The following is an 18,100-nucleotide window of genomic DNA, read 5'->3' as shown; positions in this document are numbered from 1 at the left end:
CTTCAATCCTGCCCGAACGTTTCCGCAACGGTTGCACCACAATGCCTAGACTTGGCACCGTCACGCCCATCCTGCGCATCTTCGACATTGCCAAGGCGCGCGAATTCTATGTCGGCTTCCTCGGTTTCGACGTGGAATGGGAACATCGCTTCGACGACAACGCGCCGCTCTACATGGCGATCGGCCGCGACGGCTGCGTCCTGCACCTCAGCGAACACCACGGCGACGGCGCGCCTGGCATTGCCGTACGCATCCAGGTCGAGGACATTGCCGCCCTGCATCGCGAACTGACGGTCAAGAAATACCGCTTCGCCAGGCCCGGCCTGGAAGAAACACCGTGGAAGACCCGCGAGATTTCGGTTGCCGATCCGTTCGGCAACCGGCTGCATTTCTACGAGGATGTGACCGGTTAGCTCTGTCTGTTGACGAACGCTTCGCGAATTGCCTCTTGCATGCCGTCGATCGCCTCCCCTGACGCATTCGGGTTGCGGTGCATCACCACGTTCGAGGAATCGATGTCGCCGAACCCATCCGCTGACGTGAGTTCGCGACAATCCGCCGGAATATTGCTGCGCGAAATCGGCGCGATGGCCAGCCCCGACGTGACGGCAAGCTTCAGGCCGCCGGTGGTGTCGCTGGTATAGGCGACACGATAGGCAAGCCCGCTCTGCTCCAGCGATTTGATGGCGAAGTCCTTGCACCAGCCGGCCCTGTTGTAGAGGGCGATCGGCACCGGGTGCTCCTCATGCATGTGATGCAGGTTCGATGTCACCCACACGGTCGGATCGTGCATCAGCACTTCACCCCCGGAAGGATCCTGCCATTCGAACACCACGCACAGATCGAGTTCGCCGGCAGCCAGCGCCGCGATCTGCGCCCCCGAATGTGCATAGCGCACGGTGACCTCGACCTCGGTGTGAAGTTTCGAGAATGCACCGAGAGCGCGCGACAGGATGGCATGGCCATATTCTTCCGGAATGCCGATGCGCACGGGCCCGCCCAGCGGCGCTGCAGCCATCGAGGCGGCAGTCTCGTCGAGCAGCGAAACGATGCGGCGGGCATTGACGATAAGTTCGCCGCCGCGCCGTGTCAGCGCAACGCCGCGCGACCCGCGCTCGAACAGGCTGTCGCCCACCAGCGCCTCGAGCTTCTTCATCTGCATCGACACCGCCGACTGGGTGCGGCCGGCCTGCTCCGCTGCCCTGGTGAAATTGCCGGCTTCGGCAATGGCCACGAAGGTGCGCAGGAGATCGCTGTCGAGGGTTGGGCGCATGCTATCCGTCATAAGAAAACTTGATTGCTGGTATCATTCCAATTCGTTTGCAACATGTCAAATGTCGGACGATAGTGATCCTTCCCATTGGATATGCGGCTGCGAAATCGGCTGCGGACCAATCAAAAGTCCTCACTCGTGCCCGCTGCCCGAAACGGTGGCGGGTTCTTTTTACGCCGCAGGGAGCCCGAAATTCACATGCAGAATAGGATGGTGCTTGGCATCCTGAGCCTGTGCCTGGGCGTGCTGGTCTTCTCGTTGCAGGACCCGCTCGTCAAAGCCGTGTCGAGCGGCTATCCGGTGACCGAGGTGATGGCGATCCGCTCGATCGTCGCTCTGCCGATCCTGATCGTTCTCGTCCACGCCGATGTCGGCTTGCGGGCCATCCTGTCGCGGCGGTTCGGCCTGCTGACGGTGCGCGCCTTCATCCAGTTCACGTCCTACACAGCGTACTATCTGGCCATCGCCGCCTTGCCGCTGGCTGACGCGGTGGCGCTCTATTTTATGACACCGCTGTGCATCATGGCTCTGGCCGGGCCGTATCTCGGCGAGCACGTCTCCTGGCGAACGCTGGCGACCGTGCTGATCGGGCTGCTCGGCGTCCTCGTGATGCTACGCCCTGGTGCCGGGCTGTTCGACTGGGCCGCACTGCTGTCGCTGGGTTCGGCGGCGCTCTACGCTTTTTCGCAGCTGATGGCGCGCAAGATCGGCGATACCGAATCGTCCACCGTCATGGCTTTCTATCAGAACGGCGCCTATCTGGTCGGCGCTGCGGTGGTTGCCGGCGCGTTTCACCTTGCCGGCGTAACGCACGCCGTCCACCCAAGCGTGGAATTCCTGGTACGGTCCTGGTTGTGGCCGACGCTGCCGGATTTTCTCAAGATGGCGGCCTGCGGCTTTGTCGCCTCGGCCGGCATGATCCTGTTATCGCAGGCCTATCGTATGGCACCGGCCAACCGCGTCGCCACCTTCGAATACACCGGCATCCTGTGGTCACCGCTATGGGGATTTCTGTTCTTCGCCGAAGTGCCGCGGCCGACGACCGTAATCGGTGCGGCCCTCATCATTGGCGCCGGTCTGCTGGCACTCAACACCGGGCGCCGCAAGACCGCCGCGCCCACACTCGCCGCCACCGATCCAGCCTGATCAGGCAAAGCAGACAAGCGCCCGTTCGACGCGCGAGCGGATTTCGGCCAGCGTGAAAGGCTTCTGCACGACATCGAGGATGATGCCGTCCAATTCCTCGGCGCGCTCGCGCTGGTCGGCATAGCCGGTCATCAGCATGATCTTCATCGACGGGAAAAGGGCTGCCGCGGCGGTGGCCATCTCTATGCCGTCCATCTCCGGCATGCGAATGTCGGAGACGACGAGATCGTAGCCGCCTTTCGCGGCCTGGATCAGCGACAGTCCCTGCGCGCCGTCCGCCGCGATATCGATTGCGTGGCCGGCGCGTTCGAGCGCGCGGGCTGCGAGAGTGCGGACGGACTCATCGTCCTCGACGATCAGAAGCTTTGCCATGGCCGGCATAGTTGGCCGCGAAAAGTTGACTTTTCCTGAAGGCGCAGAGGATCAGCGGACTTTTTGGAAGTCGCTCACACATCGTCTTTTACGACGCCGACGAATGGCAATTCGCGAAAGGCGTGCGCGACGTCCATGCCGTAGCCGACGACGAAATAGTCGGGGCAGTCGAAGCCGACATAATCGGCGTTGAGCGCGGTCTGGCGGCGCATGCGCTTGTCGAGCAGCACGGCGATGGAACAGCTTCTGGCGCCGCGCGACAGCATCAGGTCGCGGGTGAATGTCAGCGTCTTGCCCGATTCGAGAATGTCGTCGATCAACAGCACGTCGCGGCCGGCGACCTCATTGTCGATGTCGCGCAGCACCCTCACCTCGCCGCTGGTGGTGCCGGCGCCGTAGCTGGAAATGAAGATGAACTCGACTTCCGGCGACAGACCGACATCATGCATGGCGCGGATGAGGTCGGCGGCGAAGATGAACGATCCCTTCAGCACCGAAATCACCAGAAGATCGTGATAATCGTGCTCGGCAATCTCCTTGGCGAGCTCCAGATTGCGCCGTGCGATCGCCGATGCTGAAAACAGGACCTCGATGTCCTTGCCGCGTACAATTGGCATTTTTTGCCCCTAACGATGTTTACCCGCACGCTGTCGCGCCAAGGCGTATTGAGATTCAGGTCAAGCCGAGCCGGAGTCGAAGATGGGCGCGAAGCGACCGTTTGCAGACCGGCATCACCTGAATATCACTACACCTATTCGGCGAAGGTGACCGACACTGTCCTTACGCCGTTTCTAGGCACCTCGAGCCGGCTGGCAAAGCCGAATCTTTCGCCCGATGCCAGTGAACGGCCGGATGTCCCCAACGTATAGCGGATTGTGCGCCCGTCATTGCCGGTCACCCGGATTTCGAGCGGCGGCAGCCGTGCCGGCTTCGCGCCATCGTTGGCGGCCTCGCCGTCGACGAACAGCACCGGGTCCGGCCCGGAGCCGTCGACGCGTGACGTCACGCCTGAAATACTGAGCGCCGATGCCTGCCCGCTGGACAACAACGGGGTCTGGCGCACCAGCGCGTGTCCGCCGGAGACCCAGAAGGCGGCAAGCGCGGCGCCGATGCCGGCAATCCAGAAGATCGGCCCGCCGCGCGAGGCCGGTGGCCGTTCCAGCGGTGTCTCGGGCTTGCGCAGCATGTCCATGCCCTCGATGGACGGTGTGACGATTGCGCGCGGCTGTGGTGCCGCAGCTTCCCCGGCTGCGACTGTGCGCGGCATCACCACATAGTCGGCATCGATGATATCGGCTGCCGGGCCGCGCACGATCCGGTCCGTTGCGGCAATTGCCGCCGGATCGGTCATGATTTCGCCGGAAACCGGGCGCGCGGTTCGCTGGTCAGCCATCATGGCCTAGTTGCAGCCCTCGTTCGCTTTTTCGTTTCTTTTGCGTAAACGCAAATGGTTAACGCTTCCCCATCGGAGCCCTCGTGACAAGCCGAAAGAACTCTGGAATTAACCGCCGGTTAACCATGCCGGCCGAAGGTCTTTTCCCAGAACCGGCCGGCTCGCCGCCGCCAGGGTCGGATGACTTCAGATCGAATCGACCTGAAGTCTGAATCCGCCTCTGAATCAAAGAGACAGAGCATGATGTCGCCCGAAAACCGCTTCACACTTTTCGGCATCATGCTCTGACAATTTCAGGTCGTCGAAATTGATTCGCTTCGAAAATGTCGGCCTCCGCTATGGCATGGGTCCGGAAATCCTCCGCGATATTTCCCTGCACATCCCGGAGCGCTCGTTCCAGTTCCTGAGCGGGCCTTCGGGCGCCGGCAAGACGACCTTGCTGCGCCTCCTGTTCATGTCGCTGAAGCCGACGCGTGGGCTGATCACCATCTTCGGTAAGGACCGCTCGCGCATCTCGCGAGCCGAACTGCCGCACCTCAGGCGCCGAATCGGCGTGGTGTTCCAGGATTTTCGTCTGCTCGATCACATGACCACTTACGAGAATGTCGCCTTGCCGCTGCGTGTGCGCGGGCGCGAGGAAGCAAGTTACCGCACCGACGTCACCGAGTTGTTGAAATGGGTTGGATTGGGCGAGCGCATGCATGTGCTGCCGCCGGTCCTGTCGGGCGGCGAGAAGCAGCGCGCCGCGATCGCCCGCGCGCTGATCGAGCAGCCGGAGATCCTGTTGGCCGACGAGCCTACCGGCAATGTCGATCCGCCGCTGGCGCGACGGTTGCTGCGGCTGTTCATCGAACTCAACCGGCTCGGCACCGCCGTGGTGATCGCCACCCACGATCTCGGCCTAATGGAACAGGTCGACGCGCGCCGCATGATCCTGGCCGGCGGAAGGCTGGACATCTATGACTGAGCTGTCCACCGAACACCGTGAAGACGATGCCGGAGCGACCGTTGCTAGAGAGCGCACCCAGCGCCGGATGGCACCGATCGTGCCGGCCCAGAACATTGCCGGCCGCGCGCTGGTGCTAGTCATTGCCATCATGACCTTCCTGTCCTGCCTGACCTTCGGCGCGGTGACGCTGGTGCGCGACACGGCCTCGGTCTGGGAGAACCAGATCTCGCGCGAAGCGACGATCCAGATCAAGCCGGCGGACGGCCTCGACATGGAGGCGGCCCTTGCCCAGGCCTCGCAGATCGCCGGCGAATTTCCCGGCGTGAAGGCGACGCGCATAATCGACCGTGAAGCGACCGCCAGGCTCCTCGAGCCGTGGCTTGGTTCGGGCCTCAATATCGACGAACTGCCGGTGCCGCGCCTGATCATCGTCACCATCGACGAGAACAACCCGCCCGATTTCGCCGCCATCCGCGCCGCGATCACCCCGAAACTGCCGAGCGCATCGCTTGACGATCACCGCACATGGGTGGACCGGCTGGTGGCCATGGCCCGCACCACGGTGACCATCGGCATTGCCGTGCTGGCGCTGATGCTGTCGGCGACCGTGCTGACCGTGGTGTTCGCTACCCGCGGCGCCATGGCCGGCAATGGCCACATCATCGAGGTGCTGCATTTCGTCGGTGCCGAGGCCCGCTTCATCGCGCGCGAGTTCCGGCGCCACTTCCTGGTCACCGGCATGAAGGGCGCTGCCGCCGGTGGCGCTGCCGCCGTGCTCGTCTTCATCGTCTTTTCCTGGTGGTCCTCGCGCAACATGGCGACGCCCCAGGCCGACCAGGCGACCGCCCTGTTCGGCAATTTCGCGATTGGATCGGCGGGCTATCTCGGTGTCGTTCTCATGGTGCTGGTGATCGGCGCGCTCACGGCGGCAACCTCGCACGCCACCGTCGTCACCTATCTCAGCGACATCGACGTTCGCCAACCCGAGGCATGAAGGGCGGGAGCGCGTGGAGACGGCGGCATGGATAAGGCAGGGCTGATCACGGATGGAGAAGCGGCGTAACGCAAAGTGCGTCTTTCAGCTATCAAAGGCTGCATTTCGGGGTTAACCATATGACGATGGACGCGCGGGATTCCACCGGGACGGCTGGACAGATGCCAGTGGTTGTTCGTTTGCGCGACCACGGCAAGGCTAGTCGTCTCAGAGCCGCGCTGCGCCTTTCCGCTCTGTCCCTGCTCCTGATCGCTACATTGTTTGCCGGCGGCTTCGGCTGGTTCGTGAACAAGGTCAGCCATCTGACCACGCCTGCCAACCCGACCAAGGCCGACGCGATCATCGTGCTGACCGGCGGCCAGTCGCGCCTGGATGCAGCGATGGAGTTGCTAGCATCAGGCAAGGGCGAGCGGCTGTTGATCAGCGGCGTGCATCCCTCCGCCAGCCGCCGCCAGCTCCAGGCCGCGACCGGCGGTGACAAAAGGCTGTTTTCCTGCTGCGTCGACATCGACCGCGCAGCACTGGATACGATCGGCAATGCCGAGGAAAGTGCCAAATGGGTCGAAAACCATGCTTATGGCACAGTGATCCTGGTTACCAACAACTATCACATGCCGCGCAGCCTGCTCGAAATGGGCCGCCTGCTGCACAGGGCCAAGCTCGAGCCCTATCCCGTCGTCAATTCCAACCTCGACAATGGCGGCTGGCTGACCAAGCCCCGGGCCTTGCGCGTCCTGTTCACCGAATACAACAAATATCTGCTGGCGTTGGCGCGTGGCATCCTGCCGGTGAAGCCGACTCCCGACGGCTTTGCTGTCGCCGAGACAGCTGTCGGCGGTTGAATTCTAACCGGCTGCTCGTCATTCCCCGGCGGTGGCTCTCGATGCTTCCTTCAGCCGCGTGATTTCCTGTTCGAGACGTTCGATCCGTCTGTCCCGTTCGGCAAGTGCAGCCGCCACGTCGGCGGCTTCGAAGCGCTGCGGAATATGCTGCGGGCAATTGGCATCCCAGGCCGACACGGTGAACAGAATGACTTGCTCAGGCCGCGCCTTGTAGTCCTGCGGCATCAGCTTGGCGATCAGTTCGGCATCGTCTTCCACAATCCGTGCCGTGCCCCAGATCTTGATGCGCTGGCGGTGCATGTAGTCGATCAGGAACAGGAAGGCTTGCGCATTGTCGGCCAGATTGCCCTGCGTGATGAACTGCCTGTTGCCGGCAAAGTCCGCTAACCCGATCGTCTTTTCATCGAGCACCTTGAGGAAGCCGGCGGGCCCGCCGCGATGCTGGATATAGGGCTGGCCATCGCCATTGGCCGTTGACAGAAAGACGCTGGTCTGCATCTCGATGAAGGCGGTCAGATCTGGTGTGATCACGGATTGCCAGCCACCGCGCTCCTCGACGCGGGCGTAGGACTGGCGCGAACCCTTGCGGGCCTGGATGGCCTTGACTGTCGGCGTGAAGGCGACATCGCTGGTGACAGCGCGCGTGTTCATGAAAATCTCCTTGCCCGGAATGGATCTTAAAGCCCGAGCTCCGATAGCGACGGATGCTCGTCGGGACGGCGGCCGAGCGGCCAGTGGTATTTGCGGTCGGCCGCGCCGATCGGCAGGTCGTTGATGCTGGCGATGCGCAGGCGCATCAGCCCGTGTTCGTCGAATTCCCAGTTCTCGTTGCCATAGCTGCGGAACCACGAGCCGCTATCATCGTGCCATTCATACGCGAAGCGCACGGCAATGCGATTGTCGCGAAAGGCCCAGACCTCCTTGATCAGCCGATAATCGAACTCGCGGCTCCATTTGCGCGTCAGGAAATCCTGGATGGCATCACGCCCCTGCAGGAACTCGGCGCGGTTACGCCAACGGCTGTCCGCCGTGTAGGCGAGCGCGACGCGGGCCGGATCGCGGGAGTTCCAGGCATCCTCCGCCATGCGAGCTTTTTGCGCTGCGGTCTGCGCGGTGAACGGCGGCAATGGTGGACGGGGGTCGGACATGGAAACTCCTTCTCGGATCGGAGCCAGGCTGGCTGGCAAAACCAATATAGGACCTTCCATTCCTCAAAAGCAGATGGCAGATTTGCAAGCTATTCTTCCACTTTATGGGAAAAGCTATGGATCGTCTCGACGCCATGTCGCTCTTCGTCGCCGCAGTGGAGGCCGGCAGCCTTTCCGCCGCGGCCCGCAATGTTGGCATTCCGCTGGCGACGGTCAGCCGCAAAGTGTCCGATCTGGAACGCCATCTGAACACGCGGCTGTTGAACCGTTCGACTCGCCGGCTGACGACGACCAATGCAGGCCAGGCCTATCTTGCCGCCTGCCGTCGCATTCTGGACGACGTCGGCGAGGCGGAACGCGCGGCGGCCGGCGAGTACAGCGCCCCGACCGGTGAACTGGCCATCACCGCGCCGATCGTCTTCGGCCGCCTGCACGTGCTGCCGGTCGTCACCGGCTTTCTCGCCGCCTATCCCGACGTGGACATCCGCCTGACGCTGGCGGATCGTATAATTCAGCTCGCGGAGGATCATATCGACGTCGCCATCCGGATCGGCCAATTGCCTGATTCTAGCCTGGTCGCCCTTGGTGTCGGCTCGATCCGGCGCGTTGTCTGCGCCAGTCCGGCCTATCTGGCCGAACATGGCATGCCGACCACACCGGCGGATCTGGAAACGCACAGTTGCATCACCTTCGAGGGGCTTGCCTCATCCGCTAGCTGGAGCTTCGCCCAGGGCAAGACGGAAGTTCCGATCCAGGTCCGCTCCCGACTCCAGGTCAACACCGCCGAGGCGGCGATCGACGCCGCGATCGCCGGCGTCGGATTGACCAAAGTGCTCTCCTACCAAGTCGATGCCGCGCTGCGATCGGGCACATTGCGCATCCTGCTGCGGGAGTACGAGCCGGAGCCATGGCCGGTAAGCCTGGTGCATGTGGGCCACGGACTGCTGCCGCTCAAGCTGCGTGCGTTCCTCGATTTCGCCGCCCCGCGTCTCAAGGAGCGGCTGGCGCAATTGAGTTAGCACCCGAGGCCGTCCACCGAGGCGAACCTTGCTTCAGCGCGCCTGGACGCTCTTCGGCCATTTCCTTTTTCACCGCGCTTGGTGTAACCAACGCACACCTCCTCATCGGACCTGCCCCATGCTCTATGTCAGATCGCTGACGTTCAATTTCGTTTTCTACGTCAATCTGATCGTCCAGATGATCCTCTGGACCCCCTACTATTTCCTGTCGCCGCGTCATCGCGCCTGGTTCGTGCCGAAATTCTGGTCGCGCACGTCGATGTGGCTCTATGACAGGATCGCCGGCACCAGTAACGACATCACCGGCCAGGAAAACCTGCCCGAGGGTTCCTTCATTCTGGCGCCCAAGCACCAGTCGTTCTGGGATGCTATCGCCTTTTTTCCTTACCTCCAGGACCCGCTCTATATCCTCAAGCGCGAGCTGACCTGGATTCCGTTCTTCGGCTGGTACATCCTGAAGATGCGCATGATCCCGGTCGATCGCGGCAGCCGCTCCAAGGCCTTGAAGGCCGTGGTCGCCGCGACCAGGGAGGAAATGGCGCGCAATCCGCGCCAGCTGATCATCTATCCCGAAGGTACGCGCCGGGCCCCGGGCGACGAGCCGGCCTACAAATACGGCATTGTCGAAATCTATTCGCAGCTTGGGGTTCCGGTGGTGCCGGTCGCCCATGTCGCCGGCCTCTATTGGCCGCGTCGGAAATTTCTGCGTTACCCCGGCATTATCAAGGCGCGCTTCCTGCCGCCGATACCACCGGGATTGGGCAAGGACGAATTCATGGCACGGCTGATCGGTGAAACGGAGGCTGCCTGCGACCAACTCCTTATCGAAGCATCCCGCGCGCCCAGCCCGCCGCCTCTTCCGGCCACGGCGGTGAAGCGGTTGCGGGAGCTCGGCGCGAAAGCCTGAAGCGAAGGTTCGCCTGCAAGAGCGATCAGCCAAACACCGCCAGCGCTTCAGCTGCTGGCCTTGTCGAGCTCGGCCATGTCGTCGGCGCTCAGCTTCAGCGACGCAGCCTTGATCAGGCTGTCCATCTGGCTCGCCTTTGTGGCACTGGCGATCGGGGCGGTGACGCCTGGCCGCGCCATTACCCAGGCAAGCGCCACTTCCGCTTGCCTGGCCGCATGCCTGGCCGACACTGCGTCGAGTGCTGCCAATATCCGCATGCCGCGCGCATTGAGGTAGTCCTTCACCCCGCCACCACGCGGACTTTGTCCGAGATCGGCCTCGCTGCGGTATTTGCCGCTGAGAAAGCCCTTGGCCAGGCTGAAATAGGTGATGACGCCGATATCCTCGGCCACGCACAGATCGCGCAATGGCCCGTCAAAGGACGAGCGATCGTAGAGATTATATTCCGGCTGCAACACCTCGTAGCGCGGCAGGCTGCGCAGGCTCGCCACATCAAGCGCGGCGCGCAACTGGCTGGCGTCGAGATTGGAGCAGCCGGCGTAACGGATCTTGCCCTTGGCGAGCAGCTTCTCGTAAGCTCCAAGCGTTTCCTCATAAGGCGTCGTCGGATCCGGCCAGTGCGACAGATAGAGGTCGATAAAGTCGGTCTGCAGCCGCTTCAGCGACGCATCGACGGCCTTTTCGATATAGGCGGCGGACAGGTCCTTGTGGCCCTGGCCCATATCCGAACCGACCTTGGTGACCACCACGACATGATCGCGGTTGCCGCGATCCTTCATCCACTTGCCGATGATGGTTTCCGATTCGCCGCCCTTGTGGCCGGGCACCCAGCGCGAATAGGCATCCGCCGTGTCGACGGCGTTCAGACCGGCGCCAACGAAGCGGTCGAGCAGGTCGAACGAGGTTTTCTCGTCGGCGGTCCAGCCGAAGACGTTGCCGCCCAGAACCAGCGGCGCGATGGAAAGGTCGGTACGACCGAGGCGGCGTTTCTGCAAGACGTATCTCCGTGATTGCTGGGATGGGCGGGGCGGCCCCGCGGCTGAGGTTCGGAGCCTAACCTAGGTCTTGCCTGGCCGACATCAAAGGGCTGGCAGTCTTTTCGATCTGGCGGCGGGTTCAAATCGGCGTCATTCGCCGCGCCGACAATTTTTCGGGTTACTGATTCTGACGCCGGTATTCGCCGGGTGACAGCCCGACCGCACGCATGAACAGCCGGCTGAAAGACGCCGCATCCTGATAGCCGACCTGATAGCAGACTTCGACAATTCCGAGCCTGGTGCTTTCCAGCAGCGATTTCGCCGCGTCGATGCGCTGGTCCTGAATCCAGCGTCCGGGTGTCGTGTGCAGTTCGTCGGAGAACCGACGGGCAAGCGTCCTCGGAGCGAGGCCGAGCTCCCTGCCGAGAAGAGCGAGATCCAGCCTGCGCAGTTGTTTTTTCGCCAACGCTTCGACCCGGTCGCGAAAAGGTTCCCGCGACGGCAGGTCCGGCAGGGAAACTCGTAGGGTGTTTGCACCTGCCGCGACGGCGGCAGCACCAGCAGCTTGCGCACGAGGCGTTCTTCCTCGGCAAAGCCAAGATCCCTGAGCAGGGCCCGGCCAAGTTCGAGGCCGGAAAAGCCCCCGCCGCACGTGTAGATGCGCCCCTCCTGGACGAGGACGCGGGAGGCGTCCCAGCGCACCTTCGGAAAGCGGCGACGTGCGTCGGTCTTCAGCCACCACGAGATCGTCGCCCGCTTGCCGTCGAGAAGACCGGCACCGGCGAGGAAGTAGCCGGCACCGCAGTGTCCGGCGATGATGGCGTCCTCGCGTTGCGCCCTGGCGATGATGGACGCGGCATGGCGCGCCTCTTTCTCCAGCGACGCCACCAGTTCGGGTATCTGCATGCCGGGCATGGCGAGCAGGATCAGCACGTCCATCCGCCTGGACGGCTCGCGCCTGGTTTGAAAGGAAATCCCGGGCGTGGTGGTGGCGTCCGGCTGCCGCGCCACGAATTCGAAGGAGATCGCCGGCTCGCCCCGGATGGTGTTCACCAGATCGAACATCTCGACAAGAGTGGCGGCGACCGCCGAATAGAAGGTCGACGGTAGCCAGATCGCGGCGTGAACAGTGGCCACCAGGTTCCTCTCCGCAGACCATACGAATTTGACAGTTTTAGCACATAGATTGTCAAATCTGCCAATTCGAATTCCTTCGAGACGATCCTAGCTTTCCGGCATCGCCGATGCGGGTGTGGCGCCGGGCTTGCCGTTGGAGACTGAAAATGAAGGCAATCGTGTTCGACGGGATCGGTTCCCCGCGCGACGTTCTCTATCTCGACGACATTCCCGTCCCGCAGATCGGCGACAATGAGGTGCTGGTCAGGATGGTCTCGGCGTCGGTCAACCCGGGCGATTTCCTGTTCATTCAAAACCTCTACCCCGAACCGAAGAAACCGCTCTTTCCGCGCCAGGTCGCCGGAAACCACGGTGCCGGCATTGTCGAGCGGGTGGGCGCCAATGTCGCCCTGCGGCCCGGCACGCTGGTCGCGTTCAGCTACTACAACAGTTGGGCCGAGTATGCCGCCGTGCCGACTGAATGGCTGATCCCATTGCCGGCCGACTATCCGCTCGAACGCGCCGGGCAGATGGTCAACCCGATTACGGCTTGGGATCTGCTGGCCGATTCCCGCGTCCAGCCGGGCCAGTGGCTGGCCGTCACGGCCGGCTATTCGTCGATATCGACAATGGTCATGCAATTCGCCCAGCGGCGCGGCATCAACGTGCTGTCGGTGGTGCGCCGCTTCCATGAAGGCCTGGATCTGAAGACGCTTGGAGCAACCGCCGTCCTCGACCTCTCGGACCTCAAGGCCGGTGTCCGCGAGACGGTTCTGGACATCACCGGCGGTACCGGATTGAACGGCATCGTCGACAATGTCGGCGGGCCTGTCAGCGGCGAACTGATCCGCAGCCTCGCGCTTGGCGGTCAGATGGTCATCAATGGCGGCATGAGCACGGAACGCTACGAACTGCACAATTTCGACGTGCTGCTGAGCGGCGTCGAAATCAGGGCCAATATCTACCGCTACTTCTTCTCGCCACCGGTGAAAGCCGACAGTCCGACCCTGCGCGAGATTGTCGACGTCTTCGGCCAACCGGATTTTCATGTTCCAGTTGGCGGGCTTCATCCGCTGGCATCGTTCAAGCTTGCCATCGCCAACAGCCTGGACCACGCCGACCTCGGAAAGCAGATCTTCACCATGTAGCGTCGGGCGCGACCAGCCTGGCCACCTCTTCCAGCCAGTGGTCCCGGATGCCCAGCGCCTCTAGGTGCTTCAGCGTGCTGAGCACGTATTCCTCGTTGTTGCCGGACTGGCCGACAGCGCCGCGCACCACGGTCGCCGCATCCGCGACGTCCAGCGCGCCCGCATATTGCTGGTGCTTGCGGTCGACGATGTAAGCCACCGCCTCGACCATGCGCGCATCGTCGAGGCGGATCTTGAGCATGCGTTCGAGATAGACGCTGGTGACCAGTTCGCGCTCGCGCAGGTAGGCCATGACCTCGTCACGCAGTTCGCCGGGAACGCGGAACGCCAGGCCCACGCAGGAGCCGCCACAGTCGAGGCCGAGCACCAGGCCCGGGCGGCGGCGCGTGCCGCGGTGCACGAAGGAATAAACGCAAAGCGAGCGTCGATGGCCGTAAAGGCGCGCGCGCTGCGTCTCCACATGCGCGAAACCCGGCCGCCATATCAGCGAACCATAGCCAAACACCCAAAAACGCCCATATCGCCGCGCCTGATTGCAAAGAATGGCAACACCGCAAGGGAATCGGTGTTTTTTCCGTCCGTCTCTGTCTACCTATTGTCGTCGGAATCGAAAATCCGTCCGCAACACCCCCATGCGTTTTCACGACACCCCATACGTTTCACAACACCTGCGTTAATGAGAGCCAAAGCATGACGTCAAGCGACGAGCGCCAACCGAGTAACCGTCGCCGTCTGTGGTGGCTTGCGGCGTTCATCGTCGTGCTGTTCGCCGTCTATAGCGGCGGCTGGTTCTATCTGGCCGACAGGGTCAGGAGCGAAGCAGACAAGGCAGTTGCCGCGCTCAACAAGAATGGCGTCGAGGCCGGCTGCGCCAATCTCCAGGTCAGCGGCTATCCCCTGAGCTTTGTCGTCTCCTGCGATAGCCTTGCCTATCAGGACGACACCAGGAACATCGCGGCATCCGCCGGCTCCATCCATGCCGTCGCCCAAATCATCCAGCCTCTGTCGCCGGTGGCCGACATGCGCGGTCCGCTCAGAACCTCGGTTCCGGGCATGGTGCCGCTGTGGATCGACTGGGACAGTCTGCAGGCCAATATCAACCTGTCATGGCCGCTGCCACGGCGGATTTCGCTGCGGGCGGAGGGCCTGTCCGGTCAGACCGATCCGGCTGACGACGCCGATCCGGTGGAACTGTTCAGCGCCGGCAAGGCGGCCGGCCAATTGCAGCCGAACGGAGGCGATCTCGATTATCTCGGCAGCTTCATCGATCTTGAGATCGATCCCGATGCCGTCGGCGGACGCGTGCTGCCGCCGTTCGATGCCAGCGGCGACGTCACGCTGAAAAACGGCGTTGCTCTGATCGGCACGCATGTGCAAAGCCTGCGCGGCCAGATGATCGAGATCCGCAACCTCGACCTGTCGTCGGGCACGGCGCGCGTCACCGTTTCGGGACCGCTGTCGGTCGATGCCGGGGGCCTCGTCGATGCCGATCTGATGATCAGAATCAAGGATCCGAAGGCGGTGGCATCGATCCTTGCTGGCGCCATACCCGAGCAGAAGAATGCGATCGAACAGGGTTTTTCCGCATTGGCCATGCTCGGCAACGCACCGTCGTTGCCGCTGAAGGTGGTCAAGGGCAAGGCGTCGCTCGGCTTCATCCCGCTGGGCAAGATCAAGCCGGTGGAATAGCGCTGCCATGGCCAGACCCGTGAAGCTGCTGAGTGTTGGCGCGCTGACGCTGGACACCATCTTGCGCGTCGAGACCCTGCCCGCCAATCAGGGGAAGTTCATCGCCTCCGACGGCATCCAGATCGCCTCGGGCATGGCGACCAGTGCTGCCTGCGCCGCGCATCGGCTGGGAGCCGAAGTGTCGTTGTGGGCAAGCGCCGGCGATGATCTGGTCGGCGACCATCTGGTTGCCGCGATCGAGGCCGAGGGCGTCGATTGCACTCATGTCCGCCGCGTTCCTGGCGCCCGCTCGGCACTGGCCTCGATCCTGGTAGATGCGCAAGGCGAACGCATCATCGTGCCTTTCTACGACAGGCTCGCGCAGGCCGATCCCGAGGCTCTACCGGTCGCCGATCTCTCCGCATTCGATGCCGTGCTGGTCGACGTGCGCTGGCCGGGTGCGGCTGCTCTTGCCCTGGAGGCGGCACGCGCCATCGGCCGGCCGGCGATCCTCGATGCCGACACCGCGCCGCGAGATGTGCTGGAGCAGTTGTTGCCGCTGGCATCGCACATCGTGGCCTCCGAGCCGGCGGCGCGCATTCTGTGCGGTCAGCACCTCGATCCACGCCTGACCTGCGAGGTGCTGGCCGGGCGCACCGATGCATTTGTCGCGGTGACCGGCGGCGCGGCGGGAAGCTGGTGGTTCGATCGAACGGCGGGAGCGTCCCGTCATGTCGCGGCGCCAAGGATCGAGGCAGTCGACACGCTGGCCGCCGGGGACGTCTTTCACGGCGCCTTTGCCGTCGGGCTGGCGGAAGGCCTGCCGGTGGAGCAGGCCTTGCGTTTTGCCAGTGCCGCCGCCGCGCTCAAATGCCTGCGCTTCGGCGGCAGGCTGGGCGCGCCAGACCGGACTGAGACGCTGGCGATGATGGAAAGCCACTGGCCAGCGAGCTAACGCCTGTCGCGCAAAAATGCGCAGCGGTTTTGCGATAACGACATGCATTAGAACAAGAACCCAAGCGCGTCGCATGAATCCGTTCAAACGCGACGCGCTTTAGGCGGGGAACACCTAGTTCTTTGCCGGATGCTCGACCGCCTGACGGCCGAAATCAGGCACGTCGATGTCCTGGCCGGCCTCGATGATCGAACGGCGTACGGCACGGGTGCGGGTGAACAGATCGAAGAGTTTTTCGCCGTCGCCCCAGCGGATTGCTCTTTGCAGGAACGCCAGGTCTTCCGAGAACCGCGCGAGCATTTCGAGGATGGCGTCCTTGTTGTGCAGGCATACATCCCGCCACATGGTCGGGTCGGATGCGGCGAGACGGGTGAAATCGCGAAAGCCGGAGGCGGAATACTTGATCACTTCAGTCTTGGTCACCGATTCCAGATCGTCGGCGGTGCCAACGATATTGTAGGCGATGATATGCGGCAGATGCGAGACGATGGCCAGCGTCATGTCATGGTGCTGCGGGTCCATCGTGTCGATATTGGCGCCACAGCGGCGCCAGAATTCCGACAGCTTCTCCAGCGCATCCGGGTCGGTCTCGGGCAACGGCGTGAAGATGCACCAGCGATTGTCGAACAAATCGGCGAATCCGGCATCCGGACCGGATTTCTCCGTACCCGCCAGCGGATGGCCGGGAATGAAATGGACGCCTGCCGGCACGTAGGGCTGCATCTGCGCGATGACCGATGCCTTGGTCGAGCCGACATCGGTGAGGATCGCGCCTTGCTTCAGCTCCGGCGCGATTTCCGCCGCCACAGCGCCGGACGAGCCGACTGGCACAGACACGATGATCAGATCCGCGTCGCGGGCCGCCTCTTTCGCATCGGTGGTGTAGGAGGAGCCAAGCTCGAGCTCCTTCGCCCGCATCAGCGTCGCGGCGCTGCGGGTCGAGATGGCGACGTGGCGGGCTAGGCCCTCGCGATGGATGACGCGGGCCAACGACGAGCCGATCAGGCCGATGCCTACCAGCGCGATCTTTTCGAACATCGGTGATGTCATGGCGTTCTAGCTTTTCAGGAATGTCGTGAGTGCGGCGACAACGCCGCGATTGGCCTCTTCGGTACCGACGGTCATGCGCAGCGCGTTGGGAAAGCCATAGCCGGAAACGCGCCGCAATATATAGCCGCGCGCCGTCAGATAATCGTCCGCCGCGGCTGCCGAATGCCTCTGGTCGTCGGGAAAATGGATGAGGATGAAATTGCCGACGCTGGGCGTCACCCGCAATCCGAGCTTGGTCAATTCCTCGCTCAGCCATGCCAGCCAGGTCTCGTTGTGCGCGACGCTGCGCTCGACATGGTCGCGATCGCGGATCGCCGCGATACCGGCTTCGATCGCCGTCGCGTTGACGTTGAACGGGCCGCGCACCCGGTTGATCGCGTCGACGATGCGCATCGGCGCATACATCCAGCCGATCCGCGCGCCGCCAAGCCCGATCTTGGAGAAGGTGCGGGTCATCACCACGTTTTCGGCGCTGCCGACCAGTTCGATGCCGGCCTCGTAATCGTTGCGGCGGACATATTCGGCGTAGGCGGCATCGAGCACCAGAAGCACGTTGCGCGGCAGGCCCGCATGCAGGCGACGCACTTCCTGGAACGGCACATAGGTGCCGGTCGGATTGTTGGGATTGGCGAGAAAGACGATCTTGGTGCGCGGCGTGACGGCGGCAAGCATCGCGTCGATGTCGGCTCGCTCGTCGGTCTCCTTGACCGCGACCGGCGTGGCGCCTGCCGACTGGATGTAGATCTTGTAGACCATGAAAGCATGTTCGGTGAAGATCGCCTCGTCGCCGGGCGAGAGATAGGTCTGCGCCAGCAGGCCGAGGATCTCGTCGGAACCGTTGGAACAGATGATGTTCTGCGCGTTGAGGCCATGCACCTCGGCGATCGCCTCGCGTAGCCGCCGGGCGGTGCCATCGGGATAGACGTCGAGCTTTCCGGCGACCTCGCGCGCGGCTTCGATCGCCTTGGGCGAGGGCCCGAGCGGATTCTCGTTCGACGACAGCTTGTACACCTTGGCGACGCCGGCGGGCGCGGCACTTTTGCCCGGCACATAGGCATCGATATCCATGATGCCCGCGCGCGGGGTTGGACGTGCCTTGTCCGGTATCTGGCTCATGTCGCAAAATCCGTCGAGAACGCTTCC

21 protein-coding genes are annotated in these 18,100 nt (G+C 63.1%); 10 read left to right on the top strand and 11 right to left on the bottom strand.

The features are described from left to right. The first annotated feature begins 41 nt into the window (after positions 1–41). On the top strand, positions 42–413 hold the full coding sequence (locus tag NKJ26_RS26140; protein WP_352698131.1) for a glyoxalase superfamily protein: 372 nt from the start codon (positions 42–44) through the stop codon (positions 411–413). Here the strand turns inward: NKJ26_RS26140 and NKJ26_RS26135 are convergent. Beyond that, on the bottom strand, positions 410–1,273 hold the full coding sequence (locus tag NKJ26_RS26135; protein ID WP_352604708.1) for a LysR family transcriptional regulator: 864 nt from the start codon (positions 1,271–1,273) through the stop codon (positions 410–412). The two genes, NKJ26_RS26140 and NKJ26_RS26135, sit on opposite strands and share 4 nt — an antisense overlap. A 198-nt stretch (positions 1,274–1,471) precedes the next feature. On the opposite strand from NKJ26_RS26135, the gene NKJ26_RS26130 reads away from it, so the two are divergent. Beyond that, the gene (locus NKJ26_RS26130) at positions 1,472–2,419 is read left to right on the top strand and encodes a DMT family transporter (RefSeq protein WP_352698128.1); all 948 of its coding nucleotides are present in this window, start codon (positions 1,472–1,474) and stop codon (positions 2,417–2,419) included. Here the strand turns inward: NKJ26_RS26130 and NKJ26_RS26125 are convergent, their stop codons facing one another. From NKJ26_RS26125 to NKJ26_RS26115, 3 genes are all read right to left on the bottom strand, one after another. Beyond that, a complete protein-coding gene (locus tag NKJ26_RS26125) occupies positions 2,420–2,791 on the bottom strand; it encodes a response regulator (RefSeq protein ID WP_352604704.1) in 372 nt (123 codons plus the stop codon). It lies immediately after the preceding gene. A gap of 74 nt (positions 2,792–2,865) precedes the next feature. After that, positions 2,866–3,408, bottom strand: a complete 543-nt coding sequence (hpt, locus tag NKJ26_RS26120; RefSeq protein WP_352698126.1) for a hypoxanthine phosphoribosyltransferase — start codon at positions 3,406–3,408, stop codon at positions 2,866–2,868. Positions 3,409–3,542: 134 nt separating this feature from the next. Next, positions 3,543–4,187, bottom strand: coding sequence for a hypothetical protein (locus tag NKJ26_RS26115; protein WP_352604700.1), 645 nt, complete (start codon positions 4,185–4,187; stop codon positions 3,543–3,545). A gap of 304 nt (positions 4,188–4,491) precedes the next feature. On the opposite strand from NKJ26_RS26115, the gene ftsE reads away from it, so the two are divergent. The 3 genes from ftsE to NKJ26_RS26100 all read left to right on the top strand — a co-directional run bounded on the left by ftsE (position 4,492) and on the right by NKJ26_RS26100 (position 6,969). Next, positions 4,492–5,151: a cell division ATP-binding protein FtsE gene (gene ftsE, locus NKJ26_RS26110; RefSeq protein ID WP_027023302.1), complete on the top strand. Its 660-nt coding sequence runs from the start codon at positions 4,492–4,494 to the stop codon at positions 5,149–5,151. Continuing rightward, positions 5,144–6,127 carry a cell division protein FtsX gene (locus NKJ26_RS26105; RefSeq protein ID WP_352698124.1) on the top strand — a complete coding sequence of 328 codons (984 nt, stop codon included), beginning with the start codon at positions 5,144–5,146 and terminating at the stop codon, positions 6,125–6,127. The genes ftsE and NKJ26_RS26105 overlap by 8 nt, the downstream gene beginning before the upstream one ends. Before the next feature lie 119 nt (positions 6,128–6,246). Continuing rightward, positions 6,247–6,969 carry a YdcF family protein gene (locus NKJ26_RS26100; RefSeq protein WP_352698123.1) on the top strand — a complete coding sequence of 241 codons (723 nt, stop codon included), beginning with the start codon at positions 6,247–6,249 and terminating at the stop codon, positions 6,967–6,969. 18 nt (positions 6,970–6,987) lie between these two features. Here NKJ26_RS26100 and NKJ26_RS26095 read toward each other — a convergent pair whose 3' ends face one another. Further along, the gene (locus NKJ26_RS26095; RefSeq protein WP_352698121.1) at positions 6,988–7,620 is read right to left on the bottom strand and encodes a pyridoxamine 5'-phosphate oxidase family protein; all 633 of its coding nucleotides are present in this window, start codon (positions 7,618–7,620) and stop codon (positions 6,988–6,990) included. Positions 7,621–7,646: 26 nt separating this feature from the next. Further along, positions 7,647–8,117, bottom strand: coding sequence for a nuclear transport factor 2 family protein (locus tag NKJ26_RS26090; protein WP_352698119.1), 471 nt, complete (start codon positions 8,115–8,117; stop codon positions 7,647–7,649). Between the two features lie 116 nt (positions 8,118–8,233). Between NKJ26_RS26090 and NKJ26_RS26085 the strand changes: the two genes are divergently transcribed. Both NKJ26_RS26085 and NKJ26_RS26080 read left to right on the top strand, forming a co-directional pair. Then, positions 8,234–9,136 carry a LysR family transcriptional regulator gene (locus NKJ26_RS26085; protein ID WP_352698117.1) on the top strand — a complete coding sequence of 301 codons (903 nt, stop codon included), beginning with the start codon at positions 8,234–8,236 and terminating at the stop codon, positions 9,134–9,136. Between the two features lie 118 nt (positions 9,137–9,254). Next, positions 9,255–10,043: a lysophospholipid acyltransferase family protein gene (locus NKJ26_RS26080; protein ID WP_352604688.1), complete on the top strand. Its 789-nt coding sequence runs from the start codon at positions 9,255–9,257 to the stop codon at positions 10,041–10,043. A gap of 47 nt (positions 10,044–10,090) precedes the next feature. Here NKJ26_RS26080 and NKJ26_RS26075 read toward each other — a convergent pair whose 3' ends face one another. Both NKJ26_RS26075 and NKJ26_RS26070 read right to left on the bottom strand, forming a co-directional pair. Further along, positions 10,091–11,038, bottom strand: coding sequence for an aldo/keto reductase (locus NKJ26_RS26075; RefSeq protein ID WP_352698115.1), 948 nt, complete (start codon positions 11,036–11,038; stop codon positions 10,091–10,093). A gap of 160 nt (positions 11,039–11,198) precedes the next feature. Then, positions 11,199–12,179 (bottom strand): AraC family transcriptional regulator, encoded by a 981-nt coding sequence (locus tag NKJ26_RS26070; protein ID WP_352698113.1) that lies wholly within the window; start codon positions 12,177–12,179, stop codon positions 11,199–11,201. A 124-nt stretch (positions 12,180–12,303) separates the two neighbouring features. Between NKJ26_RS26070 and NKJ26_RS26065 the strand changes: the two genes are divergently transcribed. After that, the gene (locus tag NKJ26_RS26065; protein ID WP_352698109.1) at positions 12,304–13,284 is read left to right on the top strand and encodes a quinone oxidoreductase family protein; all 981 of its coding nucleotides are present in this window, start codon (positions 12,304–12,306) and stop codon (positions 13,282–13,284) included. Here the strand turns inward: NKJ26_RS26065 and NKJ26_RS26060 are convergent. Then, positions 13,274–13,789, bottom strand: a complete 516-nt coding sequence (locus NKJ26_RS26060; RefSeq protein ID WP_352698107.1) for a gamma-glutamylcyclotransferase — start codon at positions 13,787–13,789, stop codon at positions 13,274–13,276. The two genes, NKJ26_RS26065 and NKJ26_RS26060, sit on opposite strands and share 11 nt — an antisense overlap. A 185-nt stretch (positions 13,790–13,974) precedes the next feature. Between NKJ26_RS26060 and NKJ26_RS26055 the strand changes: the two genes are divergently transcribed. Both NKJ26_RS26055 and NKJ26_RS26050 read left to right on the top strand, forming a co-directional pair. After that, positions 13,975–14,973: a DUF2125 domain-containing protein gene (locus tag NKJ26_RS26055; protein WP_352698106.1), complete on the top strand. Its 999-nt coding sequence runs from the start codon at positions 13,975–13,977 to the stop codon at positions 14,971–14,973. A 7-nt stretch (positions 14,974–14,980) separates the two neighbouring features. After that, entirely contained in the window at positions 14,981–15,907 is a 927-nt protein-coding gene (locus NKJ26_RS26050) for a sugar kinase (RefSeq protein ID WP_352698104.1), read from the top strand. 114 nt (positions 15,908–16,021) lie between these two features. Here NKJ26_RS26050 and NKJ26_RS26045 read toward each other — a convergent pair whose 3' ends face one another. Both NKJ26_RS26045 and hisC read right to left on the bottom strand, forming a co-directional pair. Continuing rightward, complete coding sequence (locus tag NKJ26_RS26045) at positions 16,022–16,957, bottom strand: prephenate/arogenate dehydrogenase family protein (protein ID WP_352698102.1); 936 nt, start codon at positions 16,955–16,957, stop codon at positions 16,022–16,024. A gap of 6 nt (positions 16,958–16,963) precedes the next feature. Beyond that, positions 16,964–18,073 (bottom strand): histidinol-phosphate transaminase, encoded by a 1,110-nt coding sequence (gene hisC / locus NKJ26_RS26040; protein WP_352698100.1) that lies wholly within the window; start codon positions 18,071–18,073, stop codon positions 16,964–16,966. Positions 18,074–18,100: the final 27 nt, after the last annotated feature.

The sequence above is a fragment of the Mesorhizobium sp. M0152 genome (assembly GCF_040322415.1).
In the GTDB taxonomy this organism is placed as follows: domain Bacteria; phylum Pseudomonadota; class Alphaproteobacteria; order Rhizobiales; family Rhizobiaceae; genus Mesorhizobium.
The sequence above is the reverse complement of the archived record's forward strand: the minus strand, read 5'-3'. Positions and strand labels throughout refer to the sequence as shown.